Source organism: Rhodopirellula sp. MGV (genome assembly GCF_002251265.1).
GTDB classification, from domain to species: Bacteria; Planctomycetota; Planctomycetia; order Pirellulales; family Pirellulaceae; genus Stieleria; species Stieleria baltica_A.
Window position 1 is genome coordinate 17,080 of the sequence record NZ_NPDI01000005.1, and the last position, 15,142, is coordinate 32,221.

General features: G+C 56.4%; 14 protein-coding genes and 1 other RNA gene. 9 read left to right on the top strand and 6 right to left on the bottom strand.

Translation table 11 applies throughout. The features are described 5' to 3' along the window. Nucleotides 1-54: 54 nt before the first annotated feature. From CGZ80_RS02500 to purH, 4 genes are all read right to left on the bottom strand, one after another. Entirely contained in the window at nt 55-900 is an 846-nt protein-coding gene (locus tag CGZ80_RS02500) for a glycosyltransferase (RefSeq protein ID WP_094411196.1), read from the bottom strand. Between the two features lie 155 nt (nt 901-1,055). Then, nucleotides 1,056-2,351 (bottom strand): glycosyltransferase 87 family protein, encoded by a 1,296-nt coding sequence (locus CGZ80_RS02505; protein WP_094411197.1) that lies wholly within the window; start codon nt 2,349-2,351, stop codon nt 1,056-1,058. Between the two features lie 6 nt (nt 2,352-2,357). After that, on the bottom strand, nt 2,358-3,143 hold the full coding sequence (gene trpC, locus CGZ80_RS02510) for an indole-3-glycerol phosphate synthase TrpC (protein ID WP_094411198.1): 786 nt from the start codon (nt 3,141-3,143) through the stop codon (nt 2,358-2,360). A 16-nt stretch (nt 3,144-3,159) separates the two neighbouring features. Beyond that, nucleotides 3,160-4,728: a bifunctional phosphoribosylaminoimidazolecarboxamide formyltransferase/IMP cyclohydrolase gene (gene purH / locus CGZ80_RS02515; protein ID WP_233148178.1), complete on the bottom strand. Its 1,569-nt coding sequence runs from the start codon at nt 4,726-4,728 to the stop codon at nt 3,160-3,162. 219 nt (nt 4,729-4,947) lie between these two features. On the opposite strand from purH, the gene hisF reads away from it, so the two are divergent. From hisF to CGZ80_RS27810, 5 genes are all read left to right on the top strand, one after another. Continuing rightward, entirely contained in the window at nt 4,948-5,715 is a 768-nt protein-coding gene (hisF, locus tag CGZ80_RS02520; protein WP_094411199.1) for an imidazole glycerol phosphate synthase subunit HisF, read from the top strand. Between the two features lie 75 nt (nt 5,716-5,790). After that, nucleotides 5,791-6,117 (top strand): cupin domain-containing protein, encoded by a 327-nt coding sequence (locus tag CGZ80_RS02525; protein ID WP_094411356.1) that lies wholly within the window; start codon nt 5,791-5,793, stop codon nt 6,115-6,117. A gap of 76 nt (nt 6,118-6,193) precedes the next feature. Continuing rightward, nucleotides 6,194-7,333: a leucine-rich repeat domain-containing protein gene (locus tag CGZ80_RS02530; protein WP_094411200.1), complete on the top strand. Its 1,140-nt coding sequence runs from the start codon at nt 6,194-6,196 to the stop codon at nt 7,331-7,333. Between the two features lie 48 nt (nt 7,334-7,381). Beyond that, an RNA gene (gene rnpB / locus CGZ80_RS02535) (RNase P RNA component class A) lies at nt 7,382-7,776 on the top strand. Between the two features lie 28 nt (nt 7,777-7,804). Next, the gene (locus CGZ80_RS27810; protein WP_158222516.1) at nt 7,805-7,969 is read left to right on the top strand and encodes a hypothetical protein; all 165 of its coding nucleotides are present in this window, start codon (nt 7,805-7,807) and stop codon (nt 7,967-7,969) included. Here CGZ80_RS27810 and CGZ80_RS02540 read toward each other — a convergent pair. Beyond that, nucleotides 7,966-8,973: a HAMP domain-containing protein gene (locus tag CGZ80_RS02540; RefSeq protein ID WP_094411201.1), complete on the bottom strand. Its 1,008-nt coding sequence runs from the start codon at nt 8,971-8,973 to the stop codon at nt 7,966-7,968. The two genes, CGZ80_RS27810 and CGZ80_RS02540, sit on opposite strands and share 4 nt — an antisense overlap. A gap of 531 nt (nt 8,974-9,504) precedes the next feature. Between CGZ80_RS02540 and CGZ80_RS02545 the strand changes: the two genes are divergently transcribed. From CGZ80_RS02545 to CGZ80_RS02560, 4 genes are all read left to right on the top strand, one after another. Next, complete coding sequence (locus tag CGZ80_RS02545) at nt 9,505-10,422, top strand: DUF1587 domain-containing protein (RefSeq protein ID WP_094411202.1); 918 nt, start codon at nt 9,505-9,507, stop codon at nt 10,420-10,422. Then, nucleotides 10,419-11,933 (top strand): DUF1592 domain-containing protein, encoded by a 1,515-nt coding sequence (locus CGZ80_RS02550; RefSeq protein ID WP_094411203.1) that lies wholly within the window; start codon nt 10,419-10,421, stop codon nt 11,931-11,933. The genes CGZ80_RS02545 and CGZ80_RS02550 overlap by 4 nt, the downstream gene beginning before the upstream one ends. Before the next feature lie 5 nt (nt 11,934-11,938). After that, nucleotides 11,939-13,252, top strand: a complete 1,314-nt coding sequence (locus CGZ80_RS02555; RefSeq protein ID WP_094411204.1) for a DUF1552 domain-containing protein — start codon at nt 11,939-11,941, stop codon at nt 13,250-13,252. 63 nt (nt 13,253-13,315) lie between these two features. After that, nucleotides 13,316-14,227 (top strand): TIM barrel protein, encoded by a 912-nt coding sequence (locus CGZ80_RS02560; RefSeq protein ID WP_233148179.1) that lies wholly within the window; start codon nt 13,316-13,318, stop codon nt 14,225-14,227. A 21-nt stretch (nt 14,228-14,248) separates the two neighbouring features. Here CGZ80_RS02560 and CGZ80_RS02565 read toward each other — a convergent pair whose 3' ends face one another. Next, nucleotides 14,249-15,139 (bottom strand): NAD(+)/NADH kinase, encoded by an 891-nt coding sequence (locus CGZ80_RS02565; protein WP_094411205.1) that lies wholly within the window; start codon nt 15,137-15,139, stop codon nt 14,249-14,251. Between the last annotated feature and the right edge of the window lie 3 nt (nt 15,140-15,142).

Below are 15,142 nucleotides of genomic sequence, written 5' to 3' on the forward strand. Positions count from 1 at the left end.
TGACCAGCCAGCGTCGTTTGGGCACGGAGGTCTGCGAAGTTGCCTTATCGACCACTACTTGCCTCGAGTGCGATGGCGCACGAGCAGTTTCAGCGTCAGCCAGATCGTCTTGAACACTTGCATCTTGCTGGCGCCACCTTTGCGGTCGTATCGCAATCGCAGTGGGGCTTCGCCGAACAGCACGCCTTGCTTGCGGAGTTTCAACAGGATATCCGCCATGCAAGAAAAGCCACGCTCACCGACAAACTGGTCGCCGTGATCAGAAAAGCCTTGGCGAATCACCGAGGCGCGATAGGCACGGTAGCCCGATGTGTAGTCACGCACGCCGCGAGTCGGAAACAGCAGCGTGAAAAGGACGCGTGCGCCGACTGACAGAAAGTGCCGTTCGATCGGGACACCGACTGCGATCCCGCCGGATTCGAATCGCGACGCGATCACCACATCGCAGCCTTCGTGAATCATCTGGACCATCCGTTCGATCAACCCAGGTGGGTGCGTATTGTCAGCATCCATGGTGACGATGATGTCACGTTCGCCGGCGCGATCGACGGCTTCGCGAAGTGCATCACGAATGGTTGGTCCGAGGCCTTGGTTGACTTTGTGCTGAACCAAGTGGATTGGCATTTGGAAAGACATTTGCGCCACGATTTGGGCGGTGTTGTCGGTGCTGCCGTCGTCGACGATCACGACCTCGTAGGGAATGTTGTTGTCCGCAAAGGCTTCGCCAACGCGTTCGAGCAACTCGGGCAGGGCTTCTTCTTCGTTGTACGCTGGCAGTGCCAAAATCGCTTTTGCGGGCCGAAAACGCGGGCCTCGCGGCTCACTGCCCGAAAGTGGGCTTTGGGCTTTGGCGGTTGTGTTCGCTAACGTATCCGGCTTCGTGATGATTGGATCGGCCATGGATCGCTTAATTCAATGACTCAGTGCAGCTCTTGGAGTGTTTGGCTCGCAGTGTAGCCCACGCTTTTGGAGAGGCAAGCTGCACCGCTCCGGCAGAATTCTGGAATTAATGCGAAAGCTGTGGCTGTGCGGAGTGTGCCGGTATTGTCGATCGGTCAGGCTGCCGGACCAGTTTGCCGCCGAACCGCGAAATAGCAAACCACTCCAAGGGCAGTCGCGATCGAAACGCCGTTCAGGCAGGTCGCCGCGGCGTACGCAGCCGACCCAAGGTTCAACTTCAGCAACAGACTACGCGTCGACAGCAAATTGAAGAGCGGAAACAGCATCAGCGCACAGACGGCCCAGCGTGTCTTGCCTGGCATCGATTTCCAATACGGTAATTCCACCGCAGCGGCTGCCGTGATCGGGGCGAGCATTAGCATCGCGTCATACGACTGGTGATACAGGCTGGTTAGTGTCGCGAGCAGGATCATCGCTCCGGTAGCGCCGCCAAGCCCGTCGTCTAGTTTGCGGCGGCAGCGGACAACCAGCAACGCCATCGGAACTGCCAAGATCGCAGCCATCACGATCAGGTGAGTCGCTTGACTGGGTTCAGACTGAGTCCATTTGCTGACTGCGGCCAGCAAGTCCAGCCTTGTCCATGACAATACCGGTGACTCGTCCGGCATGTTCATGTGGACTTGCTGGGTCGTCTCGATGTCGCCGAGCACCTTGTTCAGACCGGCAGTCAAGTCGCCGCGCCCTATTTCGCGCAAGCCTTCGTGATAGGCCAACCAGCCGAAAGGAATCGCTGCCAGCACGACGCTGTAAATCGCGCCAATCACGATGGCTTTAACATTGCCACGTGCGAGCAACAAGAATCCGAGTGGCAGGATGTAGGTTGGCTTCGCTGAAACGACTGCCAAAGCGATGGCTGCCCAAAGCGGATGTTTGGGCGCCCAGTGAATCGCCAGCATGCTGGCGAGCACCAATTCGAATGTGAAGTAGCCGTCGAACAACGTGATGTGCCCACCGCGTGAAGCAACAAGGACACACGCAACACAGGCGATCCAATCCACCCGCCATGGCTTGCCGGCGACATCCGCACAGAGCACCGCGATCGCAATGATCAGTCCAACGCAAAAGACGAAGTACAACACCTCGGCCACGTGTAGCGGCATCATCGCGAAAGGCGCATGAAGTAGCAGGATGCCTGGCGAGAAGAACGGGATCTGCCGCGCAACCGGATAGTCATCCGCATAGGCTTGCCCATAGGGGCTGACTCCGCGAAGCAACGCCTTGGTCGGAAAGTAAATCCCGTTGTGAAAATCACACATGCCTTGGGCCGACGGTGTGAACGGCCCGGGGACTTGGTATTGCTTGACCACACGGATCGCGGTCATCGAAACCAATGCGATGAAGACGACGATTGCCACGGCGGCGAGTGGCTTGTTTGACGTCGCCGGTTTCATCGGGCCCTAAACCTCGTGGCCGAGCAGTTGTTTCAAGGCAACGGTCACGTCGGGCTGCCGCATCAATGATTCACCAACCAGGACAGCTTTGACGCCGCCGGTTGCCAAATGCAATAAATCTGCGTGAGTACGAATGCCGCTTTCCCCAACGACCAGGCGGTCACCGGGGATTTTGGGGCACAGGTCCAGCGTGTGCTGCAGCGACGTGACGAACGTTTTCAAGTTCCGGTTGTTGATACCGACCAGTTTGGTGCCGGTGGCCAGCACCGCGTCCAAGTTGTCCGGTTCGTACAACTCGATCAACGTTTGCATGCCAAGTTCGGCGGCTTGGTTGTGCAGCGTGGTCAGTTCGTCGGGTGACAAGCATTCCGCAATCAACAGCACACAATCCGCACCCGCGGCGCGGGCCTGCAGCAATTGATAACGGTCGACGATGAAGTCCTTGCGTAACAGCGGCACATCGACAGCGGCGCGAACTTGTCGCAAGTAGTCGAGTGAACCTTGAAAGAACGGTTCGTCCGTCAACACGCTAATGCATGCCGCACCGCCAGCCACGTAGCCTTTGGCAATCGTGACCGGATCGAAGTCTTCGCGGATCAGGCCAGCAGACGGGCTGGCCCGTTTGACTTCGGCGATCACGTTGATTTGGTCGCCAGCTGCCAACGCGCCATGAAAATCACGGCACGGCGGAAGGCCTTCGAGTTGGCGTTCGAGTTCGTCGCCAGACAGGGCGGCGCGATCACGCTGGATCGTCAGCCGTGTCTTTTCAATGATGTCGTCGAGGATCGTCATCGGTTCTTCGTGGCGATCAGTGTTTGAAGTGACGACGACCGGTCATGATCATCGGGATGCCGTACTTGTCGCAAGCATCAATGACATCGTCATCACGACGCGATCCGCCGGGCTGAATGATCGCGACAATGCCGGCGTCTGCGGCGGCTTCGATCGAATCGGGGAACGGGAAGAACGCGTCCGATGCCAACACGGCACCTTTGGCGCGGTCGCCTGCTTTGTCGATCGCGATTTCAACGCTGTCGACGCGGCTCATCTGACCTGCACCCACGCCGATTAGTGACGTGTCGGCGGCCAGGACGATCGCGTTACTCTTGACGTGGCGAACCATCTCCCATGCGAACGCGATGTCGTCCCACAACGGATCGTCGACTTCGGTGTCGGTTACGGTTTCCCACTGCAGACGTGGGCTGGTCAAGCGATCCGAATCTTGGACCAGCATACCGCCGCTGATGAATCGGCGGCTGATCGCTGGTGGCGGATCGTCCAGGATACCGACTTGCATCAGACGCACGTTTTCACGCCAGCGAGGACGCGTGGTCAGCATGCCGACGGCGCCCGCTTCAAAGTCTGGCGCGACGATCGCTTCGATGAATAGACCCGGTTGGCACAGGATCTCGGCCGTTTCGACGTCGACGGTTTTGTTCAGACCAAGCACCGAACCGAAGGCACTCAGCGGGTCGCCTTCGAGGGCTTTCTTACAAGCGACAGAAAGCTTCGTGTCGGTCGCCGCACCGCAGGGGTTGTTGTGCTTGATCACCGAGACAGCTGGCGACGCCAGGCCGCGGACGATTTCCAAAGCGGAATCGAGATCCAACAAATTGTTGTACGACAATTCCTTGCCGCTGATCTGGCGTGCGGAAACCAGGTTCGCACTGCGGACGGTGGGGTCGGCGTACACGGCAGCGCGTTGGTGCGGGTTTTCGCCGTAACGAAGCTGCGTTTTACGACGCAAGGACAGGTGCATTGCCGAAGGGAATTCGCCGGCGATTTTGTCACCACGCATGTAATCGGCGATCGCGCGATCGTAGGCGGCGGTGTGGTCGAAGGCGTCCGCGGCAAGTTGCTTGCGAAGCTCCGCAGTAGTTCCGCCGGCGTCCAATTGTTCCAGAATTTCGCCGTACTGTTCGGGGCTGGTCGCGACGGCGACGTCTTGGTGGTTCTTGGCGGCGGCACGAACCAAGCTGGGACCGCCGATGTCGATCTGTTCGACGCACTCTTCGAATTTGGCGCCCGGACGCGATGCGGTGGCAGCGAACGGGTACAGGTTCACCACGACCAAATCGAATGGGGTGATGCCGTGCTCTTCGATTGACGCCATATGGTCTTCGCGATCTCGGATCGCCAGGATGCCACCGAAAACCTTGGGGTGCAGCGTCTTGACGCGGCCGTCCAGCATTTCCGGAAATCCCGTGTACTCGGCCACATCGAGAACTTCGATGCCAGATTGTTCCAGGTGTCGGCGAGTTCCGCCGGTGCTGTAAATTTTCACCCCAGCTCGTTGTAATCCGGCTGCGAGGTCGGCGAGGCCTAGTTTGTCGCTAACGCTGATCAGGGCATTGCGAACCGGAGTGACGTTTGACACGGAATACAAATCCACAAAATCGAGGGGGAAAAGCGGCGGTCGGCCGCGGGCTTCGGCGGACAATTCGCCGCTACTAAATCTGAGCCACAATGGATTACGAAGCAAATTAAATTCGCGACACGGCATGCGGTCAACCGGCACGGCGGTTTCAAGGCCCTGCGGGTTTTCATATAACGCACCCGGAAATCGATCCCCACTCTTCACCAAGACTCCGCGACGATGCTAGCTGCCCGAGTAATTCCCTGCCTTGATGTCCACGGCGGCCGTGTTGTCAAAGGGACAAACTTTGTCAATTTGCGTGATGCGGGTGATCCGGTCCAAGTTGCGAGCCGTTACGAAGCCGAGGGGGCCGACGAGCTCGTTTTTTTGGATATTACCGCGAGTCACGAAGAACGGGACATCATTTTGGATGTCGTCCGCCGGACCGCCGATTGCGTCTTTATGCCGCTGACCGTCGGCGGTGGGGTGCGGACGATTGAAGACGTGCGCGATTTGCTGAACGCCGGCTGCGATAAAGTCTCCATCAATTCGGCCGCTTGCAAGGATCCGGAGTTCGTCCGCCGTGCCGCCGATCGCTTCGGCAGCCAGTGCATCGTCGTCAATATCGACCCCAAGCGGGTGATCCGAGACGGCAAAGAATTTTGGGAAGTCCACATCAACGGCGGACGCAAACCCACCGGATTGGAAGCCGTTGAGTGGGCGAAAGAAGTCGAAGCCCTCGGTGCCGGCGAAATCGTGCTGACCAGTATGGATTGCGACGGGACCTGCGACGGATACGACCTGCCAGTCACGTCCGCGGTCAGCGAAGCGGTTTCGATCCCCGTTGTTGCCAGCGGAGGCGCCGGAAACCCCCAGCACCTTGCCGACGCGATTTTGAAAGGCAAAGCAAGCGCCGCACTCGCCGCCAGTATTTTCCACTTTGGCCAATTCACGATCGAAGAAACCAAGCAAGTCATGCGCGATGCGGGAATTGCTGTTCGACTTTGACTTGTGCGTCTGCATCGTGTCCGTGGCGTTATCAGCATCGCTGCATCGATGTTGCAGCCAAAGGAGTCCTTCGCGATGCCGGTCGAAAACCTTTTCTCAGACTTGCCGACGCAACCGTTGCCTGCGGAATTGGTCGATCTGTTGGCCAGCCAAGCCGGCGTGCGGATCAAACGGATCGTGTCGACCGGGCAAGCCAGTCCCGATGACTTTTGGTACGACCAAGACGAACACGAGTGGGTGACGGTTTTACAAGGTGCCGCTCGATTGTGTTTCGACGACGGCGAGGTGCTGGAAATGCGTGTCGGCGATCATCTCGTGATCAATGCCCATCGAAAACATCGCGTGGATTGGACAACGCCGGAGGAAGTCACCGTTTGGTTAGCCGTGTTCTATCCCGCCTGATTGTTGAACAGCGATCGCGTGGCCCTGGTAAACTGCCAGCGAAAAACCTCCCCACACCTTCAAACGGATCCCCGCCGTGAAGACTTCTGTTACACCGTCGCTCGTACGAAAGTCTCTCATCGTTGTCGTCGCAACGGTTGGTTTGTCCGGGGCTGGATGCAGCCCCAAAAAGTCGAGCGAGTCAGGTGGTAGCACTGGGCAAAGCGAAGCTGACGTTCAGTCAGCAGAACTAAGTGACGCCGCAGCCGACCAAGCAATCGAAGCTGCCGCGGCGAGTGTACGTCGTGATGGCCAAGGTCAGATCATCGAGGTCAATTTTCGTGAGAAGCAGCTTGGTGATGTCGTTGGCAAGCTCTCTTCGTTGCCAAAACTCCGCAGCCTTCTGCTCGCAGAGTCGGATGTAAGCGACGCAATGCTTGGAGGTATCGGCGAAATCACAACGCTCGAGAACCTTGACTTGCGGGGCTGTGCCATCTCCGATTTGGGTCTCGCAAGACTTGAAGGCTTGTCACGATTAAAGTCGATCAAGCTTTCTGGCAAAGGCGACAAAACCAAGGTAACTGCGGTCGGTGCGAAGACTTTGGCAAAGCTCGCAAGTTTGAAAGTAATCGCTCTCGATTTTTTACCGATTGGCGATGCAGGAGTGAAATCGCTCAGCGAACTCTCCGATCTCAAGGAGTTGTATCTTGCTGGCTCATCGCTTACCGATGCCGCTGCGGACTCGATCAAGCGATTCAAGGGCCTTGCCAAGCTTCGTCTGGCGTCAAATGACTTGAGCAGCCAAGCGGTGGTCGTGTTGAGCGACCTCAGTGACCTCGAAGAGTTCGACGTCAGTGATTGTGCGAAGGTCGACGACGATGCGATCAAACCGCTGGCAAAGCTTGGCAAGCTGTCGAAGTTAAATCTGTACGCCACCGAGGTGGCTGAGGGACCCTGGGCGGAACTCTCTGGTCTGCAACACCTGCGATGGTTGAATGTCGACAAAACCGGCGTCAACGATGCGGCGTTAGAAGGCATCGGCACGCTGGAAGGGCTTAAGTTCTTGCATCTTGGCAGCACCAAAATCACAGATGCGGGGATGCCAAAGCTGGCGGGGCTACAGTCGCTCGAAAATCTCATCGTCACCCGGACGGCGGTGACGCAAGCTGGTGTCGATCAGTTGCAGCAACTGTTGCCCGGCACCGAAATTCAGCTGGAGTATGTCGAGGGAAAATGAACCTTGTCGCCGCGATCTGAATCGATCATCTTACGAAGCTTCCCGATTGCAGTAGGCGGGACGATCGCTCGCGCGGCATTCGTTGCCAAGCGGGAGGAAAGTCCGGGCTCCATAGGACAGGATGGTCGATAACGTCGACCGGTCGCGAGGCTAGGGAAAGTGCAGCAGAGAGCAAACCGCCGAACGGTTTACTGGTTCGCCAGTCAAACGCGTGGTAAGGGTGAAACGGTGCGGTAAGAGCGCACCAGCAGTCGGGGTGACTCGATTGGCTTGGTAAACCCCATCCGGAGCTAGACCAAACAGGGTGCAGAAGCGGTCCGCTTCACGATGACACCCGGGTAGGTCGCGATTGAGGCGACGAGCAATCGTCGTGCACAGATAAATGATCGTCACCGAAGCGCAAGCGGCGGTACAGAACCCGGCTTACAAGCCTATCTGCAATCGGGTTCTTTCGCCTCCAATCTTAAAACGATGCTGCGAGTCGTTTGGGGCTCGTGGTGGCGGTGCGTTCCTGCCGAGTCGATCGCCCGCGGAAACCGCACCACTTCGCTGCCTGGTGGCTTCATGATCGATTCGATCGTTGATGCTCGTCGCGTGAAGGCGACACGGGTGACGTTGTGTAAGTCGCGAGATTAGGACCCCGATGTCTCAAGCTCTGGCGTCTCGGACTGCGGCGTTTTGTGTGATGAGGTGCCTTTTGCAGAGGTGTTTATCGGGTCATGCTTGTACGTGTGCCGGAGAGAGTCGACGGCCACGTTCAGTGCTTCGGCGACTTGGCCAATGCCATCGTTTCCGAGGTCGGGAAATTGCACATCAAGGTTTCCATTCGCAACCCGATCGACGAGGCTCAAGACGACATCGACCCGTTGTTGCATCGATTCTGCACGAATGAGATCGCTATCCTTCTGTTGCCTGATCTGTGCTGCCATCTCCCCGCGTTCTTCGACCGCAAGTTGTTTTTCGTTTTCTTGTCGTACGACAGCCAACGACATCCAAATCGCGAACGTGGAGACGCTAACGGCGAGGCATAGGCCTACGATCCACATCAATGACAGGCGGTCGTTGATCAAGTCGCGGACTTCGGCTTCTGTAAACGCAGCATTTTGATTCGTCGTGACAACGATTTTGTCGATGGAAGCGCGGTGCGCGTTGTAGAGCGGTGCCAGTTCTTGTTCGAGGATCGTTTTCGCGGAGTCGAATTCACCTGCTTTGACCGCCGGAATCAACTGTTCGTCGACAATCGAAAAAAATGTTTCGGCGGGGACGCGAGAGAGTTCATTGATCTCTTTTTTCAAATCACCTTCACTCAGGTTCTCACGCCAAAACTGTTGTCGATCTTCATACTTTTGTTTCAAACTTTCGTAATGCACGACCAACTCATCGATCTGCCGTGCGGATTTCGCGTTCGTCAGCAAATGTGCGGTCAAGTAGCTCTCAACGATGTAGTTCGGCGGAGGCAGGACGTCAGCGAGCAAGTCTTTGTTTTGGACGACGCGGTCGTAGTGCGGGCCATGGACCTTGGCCACATTCAACGTCGATAGAGCGAGTGTTCCAAAAGCCAAAAAACCGATCCCAAAAACCGCCGTCAACGCGAACAGTTTTCCATTAGTTGACTGGGTCAGTCGTCGAAGAAAATTCATTAATGTCGCTCGAAAGGCGCAAATGCGGTGAGTTGATTCAGTGAAATTTTGTTTTGATGTCGGCGAACGGGGTGTCTCTCGGTTCGTCAGGGATCCCCCGTCGATTTAATTTGATCGAACAGGGTGACTTGCTTGGCTCACGATGGGATTGGTGAGTGGCGTGGTTCGCGGCCCGGCAGGAGCCACGCACTCCTGCCGAGCCACTGCGGCAACCGCACCACTGCGTCCCGTCAGAATTCCATGAAATAGTTATTCGGTGTTGGCGCAGCAGGCAGCAGCACGATTGATGTTCGCGAGGTCGACTGGGCAAGCAAGACGGATGTGCTCCGCCGTAAACGAGGGCCGACCACCAATCACGATTCAGAGATTTCTGCGCACAAAATCTCCGATGTCTGAAACGTATGTCGAAAGTGTTCTGTGAGACCACCATTTGTGGGATTACAGTCGAGCGACAAAACGTCTCACCGAGTGACTAAACTACGTCACTTGTGGTTCTTCTCGCTTGGACTCCATTTGCTGTAACTTCGACCGATGGCGACTCGATTTCTGCTAACGGCTCTCTATTTGACTTGTATTTGGCTGGGACAAACGCAAGCCAAAGAACCGAGTTACGCACAAGACGGCTTCCGGCCATCGCTGGACAGGTTCTTCGCAAGCTATTGCAACGATTGTCATGCCGCCGGTCAGGCGGAAGGGGGCTTGGCGATCGATCAGCTTTCCGACGATCTCGACGATCCAGCGTCTTTCGCGAAGTGGGTTCGTCTGTTTGATCGAGTTCAGGCCTCGGAGATGCCGCCTGCGGATTACGACCAGCCAGATAGCGAACTTCGTGCTCAGTTTTTGGATCGCATTCGTAAGCCGCTGACCGATGCTCATCGGACACGAAATGCCACGGTGCTAAGACGGTTAAACCGACGCGAGTATCAAAACACATTGAATGATGTGTTCGGGACCGAACTCGAATTGGAAAGCATGCTTCCCGAAGACGCTCGCTCACACGAGTTTGACAACGTCGGCGATGCGCTGGGGCTGTCGATGGTGCACCTGCAACGATACATGGATGCGGCAACTGCTGTCCTTGATGCCGCGATCGTCAAAACGGCTGACGCCCCCAAAGTCGATCATGTTGTCGCATGGTACAAAGACACTCGCGAGGCCGAGTCGCATGTAGGAACAGCCTGGAAGGTGCTCGATGATGGGTTCTTGGTACGCTTCGAAGGCGGCGGTTATCCATCGGGGATGTTGCGTGATGCCAATGTTCAACGTGCCGGACGCTATCGCATTCGTGTGACCGGGTACGCCTACCAAAGTGACAAGCCGATCGTTTGCAGTATCGGAGGCACCAGCTTCGCACCGGGCAGCGAAAAGCCAATCTATGGCTACGTTCAGTTTTCTCCTGGCGAGCGACAACCATCGAACTTGATGCTTGGATCGATCGAAATTACATGATCGCGATTGAGCCACATGGGATCGTTCATCCCGACCGCTACAAAAACAAACCGATTGACGAACACAAAGGTCCCGGTTTGGCGATTGGCGAGGTCACCCTCGACGGACCAATCGTCGAGCGGTTTCCCACCGCCGGACACGAACTGCTCTTCACCGGGATCGATCGCCATGAAATCATGCCGAACAACCCTCAAGATCGCGAGCGACCTTGGTACCGTCCGAAATTCGAAGTCAGCGAAGAGATGCCGAGGCAAAAGGCGGAGGCCGCGATCAAACGTGTCGCCGAAGCGGTTCTGCGTCGGCCGTGTGAGTCCGGTGAACTGCGGCCTTATGGAGAACTGTTTGATCAGCGGCTTCGTGAGGGTGACTCCTTTGAGCAATCACTCCGTACTGCGATTACCGCAGTCCTGTGCTCCCCCGGTTTCTTGTACTTCCAAGAATCGCGGGGACGCCTGGATGAATTCGCAATCGCAAATCGGTTGTCCTATTTCTTGAACCGAACGCGGCCTGATCAAGATCTCCGCGCGGCCGCTGTCGCGGGAGTGCTCTCTCAGTCGCTTGTCGATCAAGCCGATCGACTGATGAGGCACAAGCACTTTCAACGATTCTTGGTCGATTTCACAGAGAGCTGGTTGGACCTTCGCGAACTCGATTTCACTGCGCCGGATCAGCAACTGTTCCCCGAGTATGACGAGTTTCTGCGGTATTCGATGCCATTGGAAACGTTGGCCTTTGTACGAGAGGTGTTGGAGTCCAATCTACCGATTCGCACATTGATTGCACCCGATTTTGCGATGCTGAATTGCCGTTTGGCAGAGCACTACGACCTGCCGGCCGTGGAAGGCACCGAGATTCGCAAAGTCGAATTGCCACCCGGATCCATACGCGGCGGTTTGCTGACGCAAGCGAGTATTTTGAAGGTCACCGCCAATGGAACCAATACCTCGCCGGTCAAGCGAGGCGCTTGGGTGTCGGAGCGGATTGCCGGGGTCACGCCCCCGCCACCACCACCCGGCGTGCCCGGAGTAGAGCCTGATATCCGCGGTGCGACAACGCTTCGCGAGTTGCTCGATCGTCATCGTGACGCCGAAAACTGTCGAGCCTGTCATCGGCAAATCGATCCGCCGGGGTTTGCGCTGGAATCATTTAATCCGATCGGCGGGTTTCGCCAGCGATACCGATCGCTTGGCGAAGGTGATCGGCCGGAAACACAGGTACGTGGTCAGCGTGTGCATTACCGGCTTGGGTTGCCTGTCGATGCGTCCGGAGAATTGGCCAGCGGTGAATCCTTTGCGGGGTATGTCGAGTTTCAAACTCTGTTGGCGGAACAGGATAAAATGTTGGCGACAACCTTTGCGACCAAGTTGCTGACCTTTGCCACCGGGCGCGAGATGGGATTTTCCGACCGGGACGAAATCGAACGCTTGGTCAATTCCGCCGCCGCCGACGGCTACTGTGCCAAAGACTTGCTACAAGCTGTGATCACCAGCGACATCTTTCTTTCCAAGTGATTCTCATGAAACGCCGAAACGCTTCTTCGCAAAAGATCGCTTTCCGAAACCGAACGTTGTCGCGCCGGCACGTCTTGCGCGGTGCGGGAGTCGGACTTGCACTACCGATGTTGACCGCGATGCGTCCGGCGTTGGGGGCCAAGGATGATGAGGTGCCGAAACGTATGGTCGCGATCTGTGCCGGTCTGGGGTTTCATAGCGAGCACCTGTTTCCCGAAAACGAAGGCAAGCTTGATGGCAGCACACCGTATCTGCAGAAACTGCGAGAGCATCAGTCGGACATGACATTGTTGTCGGGGTTATCGCATCCCAACCAGAATGGCAACAACGGGCACGCTTCGGAGATGACGTGGCTGACGTCGGCACAGCGTCCCGGGTTAGCTGGATTTAAAAACACGATCTCGTTGGATCAATTGATCGCGTCGAGTCTTGGCGGTGTGACGCGGTTGCCCTATCTGTGTCTCTCCAGCGGTCATGGTTCGCTTTCGTGGACGTCCAGCGGTGTCAACATTCCCGACGAGCGGTCTCCCGCGAAGGTCTTCCAAAAACTGTTTGTCAATGGAACGCCTAAGGAGATCGAATCGCAACTCGTTGATTTGCAGCGTGGACGCAGCATTCTGGACACGATCCGCCAAGACGCGAAACGTTTGGAGCGAACGCTTGGGCCACGCGACCGACAAAAACTTGACGAGTACTATGCATCGATCCGTGACCTGGAAAATCGTTTCGGCGAATCCAGGCAATGGGCGACTCGTCCCAAGCCGGTCGTCGATTACGAGACGCCTAAAGATGTCGTCGATAAACAAGACATTATCGCCAAGCAGCAGTTGATGTACGACATGATGCGGTTAGCGATTGAAACCGATTCGACACGAGTCATCACGTTTTCGATCGGCGGAATGAACTCGGTTCCCAGTAACATCGCCGGTGTGAAAACCGATTGGCATAACCTCTCCCACCACGGGAAAGACGAACAAAAAATCGCCGAGTTGCGATTGATCGAGGAAGCCGAATTCGAAGCCTTTTCAAACTTCTTGGCGTTGCTGAAATCAACCCAGGAAAGCGGTCAGCGTTTGCTTGATGGGACGACCGTGCTGTTCGGATCCAATCTTGGCAACGCCTCGTCACATGATTGGCACAACCTACCGATCCTATTGGCGGGCGGCGGCTTTCGCCACGGACATTACACCGCCCATGATTCGGCTGACAATACACCGCTCGCGAACCTGTTCGTTTCGTTGGCTCAGTGGATGGGCGTCGAAATCGACACCTTCGGCAGCAGTACTGCCGCTGGCGTTCGCGGCTTCGAGCGGGCCTAAAGGTCGCTCACACCGACAACTATCCGCTTCTTCCCTTCCCCCTTTCTCCCTCGGGTTTCTATCGTGCGAGTTACCACCCTGCAACGCCGACGCTTTCTCACTTCCTCAGCTGCCGCGATTGCCGCGTCCGGTTTCTTGCGTCCTACGTCAATGTTTGCCGAAGAAGGCAGCGATGTGTCGTCGAGGCGAATCCGCCAATCGATTATGGGCTGGTGTTTTCAGCCGATGGATATGATCGATCTTGCCAAGCATTGCAAACGCATCGGGCTTGAAGCGATGGAGGGGATCGATAGCAAACTCTATGACCAAGTGCGTGAACTTGGGTTGAAGATTTCTCTGGTCAGCAGTCACGGTTTTACAAACGGTCCACTCGACCCTGACAATCATGCCGAAGTGGAATCCAAGTTGCGCAGCGGTATTGATTTGGCAGCGAAGGTCGGCGCACCGAGCGTGATCACTTTTACTGGCATGCGTAAGGAAGGCATCAGCGACGCCGCCGCACGAAAAAACTGTGTCGAGTGCTGGAAACGTGTCGTGCCCTATGCGGAGGAAAAGGGCATTACGCTGGTACTCGAGCATCTCAACAGCAAAGCCCATCGCAATCCCGACGGCAGCATTCACCCGATGAAAGGCCATCCCGGATACTGGGGTGATGACGTTCACCTGTGCGCCGAGCTAATCAACGAAGTCGGCAGTGAACGGTTCAAGTTGCTGTTCGATATCTATCACGTGCAGATCATGAACGGTGACTTGATTGCCAACTTGCAACGCTACCAATCGATCATCGGGCACTACCATACCGCCGGGAATCCGGGACGTCGTGAATTGGACGAGCGAAACGAGATCAACTATCCCGCGGTGATGCAGGCGATTTTGGATACCGGGTACGATGGTTACGTGGCACAGGAATTTATCCCGACCGGTGACAATCCGATCGAATCACTCGAGCAGGCGTATCAGGTCTGCGATGTTTGAGAGAATTCGCCGTCTAGCGGATCACAGCGAACCGCCCCAACCGAGCTTCTCACGCAGGGTGCGATAGTCATTCTGCCCCGGTACAGAAAGCATCTCGAAAGAACTTTGGGAGCGACGCACAACCACGCGATCACCTGGCAGTAGCTGGCTTAAAATTCGGCCGTCGACCACCACGCTGGTCGACTCGTTTGGATCGCCAACGGAAAGCTCAAACACCGTATCTGCCGAATCAACAAGCGGACGATAGGTCAACGTGTGCGGACTGATCGGCGAGATCACTACCGCTTGTAAATTGCGGCGTAAAATCGGTCCACCCACCGAAAGGTTATGCGCTGTCGATCCGACCGGCGTTGCCAGAATCAATCCGTCGCAGCGGTATCGAGTGGCAAGGTTTCCGTCGGCGAACAGGTCGATGCCTAGGATCTGGTATGGTGGTCCGCCGAGCACGGCGACCTCGTTGAGCGCAAGTTGCTTGGCGATCGTTTTGCCTTTTCGGATCAAGCTGATTTCCAACATCAGGTGATCGATCACGCGAAAGATGCCGTTGCACACCTTCGGCCAGACTTCCAAAAAGTCGTCGGGGGAAAGCGCCGCCAGAAAACCGAGGCTGCCGCAGTTGATGCCGAGCACAGGGATCGGACGGCCTTCGAGTTGTCGCGCCGTTTGCAAGATCGATCCGTCACCGCCGAGAACGATGACCAAATCGATACCGGGATCGCCAAAGGCATACTCGAATTCATAGTCTTCGGCCACGATCTCCGCATGTGCGGCGATGATCGGCCGAAGACGGATCGATTCGGTACGAACACGATCCCGATCGGGAGCACCAAGAATGACAACGCGAGGGACCGTACCTTCGTCACTCGGCCAAGTTTTACCGTGTGACGCCGTGGATTCGATTGGGTCAGACATAGT

Coding starts and splice junctions, on each gene's coding strand:
- CGZ80_RS02500 (WP_094411196.1), bottom strand. CDS start 900: ATGGCCGATCCAATCATCACGAAGCCGGATACGTTAGCGAACACAACC.
- CGZ80_RS02550 (WP_094411203.1), top strand. CDS start 10,419: ATGATCGCGATTGAGCCACATGGGATCGTTCATCCCGACCGCTACAAA.
- CGZ80_RS02540 (WP_094411201.1), bottom strand. CDS start 8,973: ATGAATTTTCTTCGACGACTGACCCAGTCAACTAATGGAAAACTGTTC.
- CGZ80_RS02525 (WP_094411356.1), top strand. CDS start 5,791: ATGCCGGTCGAAAACCTTTTCTCAGACTTGCCGACGCAACCGTTGCCT.
- trpC (WP_094411198.1), bottom strand. CDS start 3,143: ATGACGATCCTCGACGACATCATTGAAAAGACACGGCTGACGATCCAG.
- hisF (WP_094411199.1), top strand. CDS start 4,948: ATGCTAGCTGCCCGAGTAATTCCCTGCCTTGATGTCCACGGCGGCCGT.
- CGZ80_RS27810 (WP_158222516.1), top strand. CDS start 7,805: ATGCTGCGAGTCGTTTGGGGCTCGTGGTGGCGGTGCGTTCCTGCCGAG.
- CGZ80_RS02565 (WP_094411205.1), bottom strand. CDS start 15,139: ATGTCTGACCCAATCGAATCCACGGCGTCACACGGTAAAACTTGGCCG.
- CGZ80_RS02555 (WP_094411204.1), top strand. CDS start 11,939: ATGAAACGCCGAAACGCTTCTTCGCAAAAGATCGCTTTCCGAAACCGA.
- CGZ80_RS02505 (WP_094411197.1), bottom strand. CDS start 2,351: ATGAAACCGGCGACGTCAAACAAGCCACTCGCCGCCGTGGCAATCGTC.
- CGZ80_RS02545 (WP_094411202.1), top strand. CDS start 9,505: ATGGCGACTCGATTTCTGCTAACGGCTCTCTATTTGACTTGTATTTGG.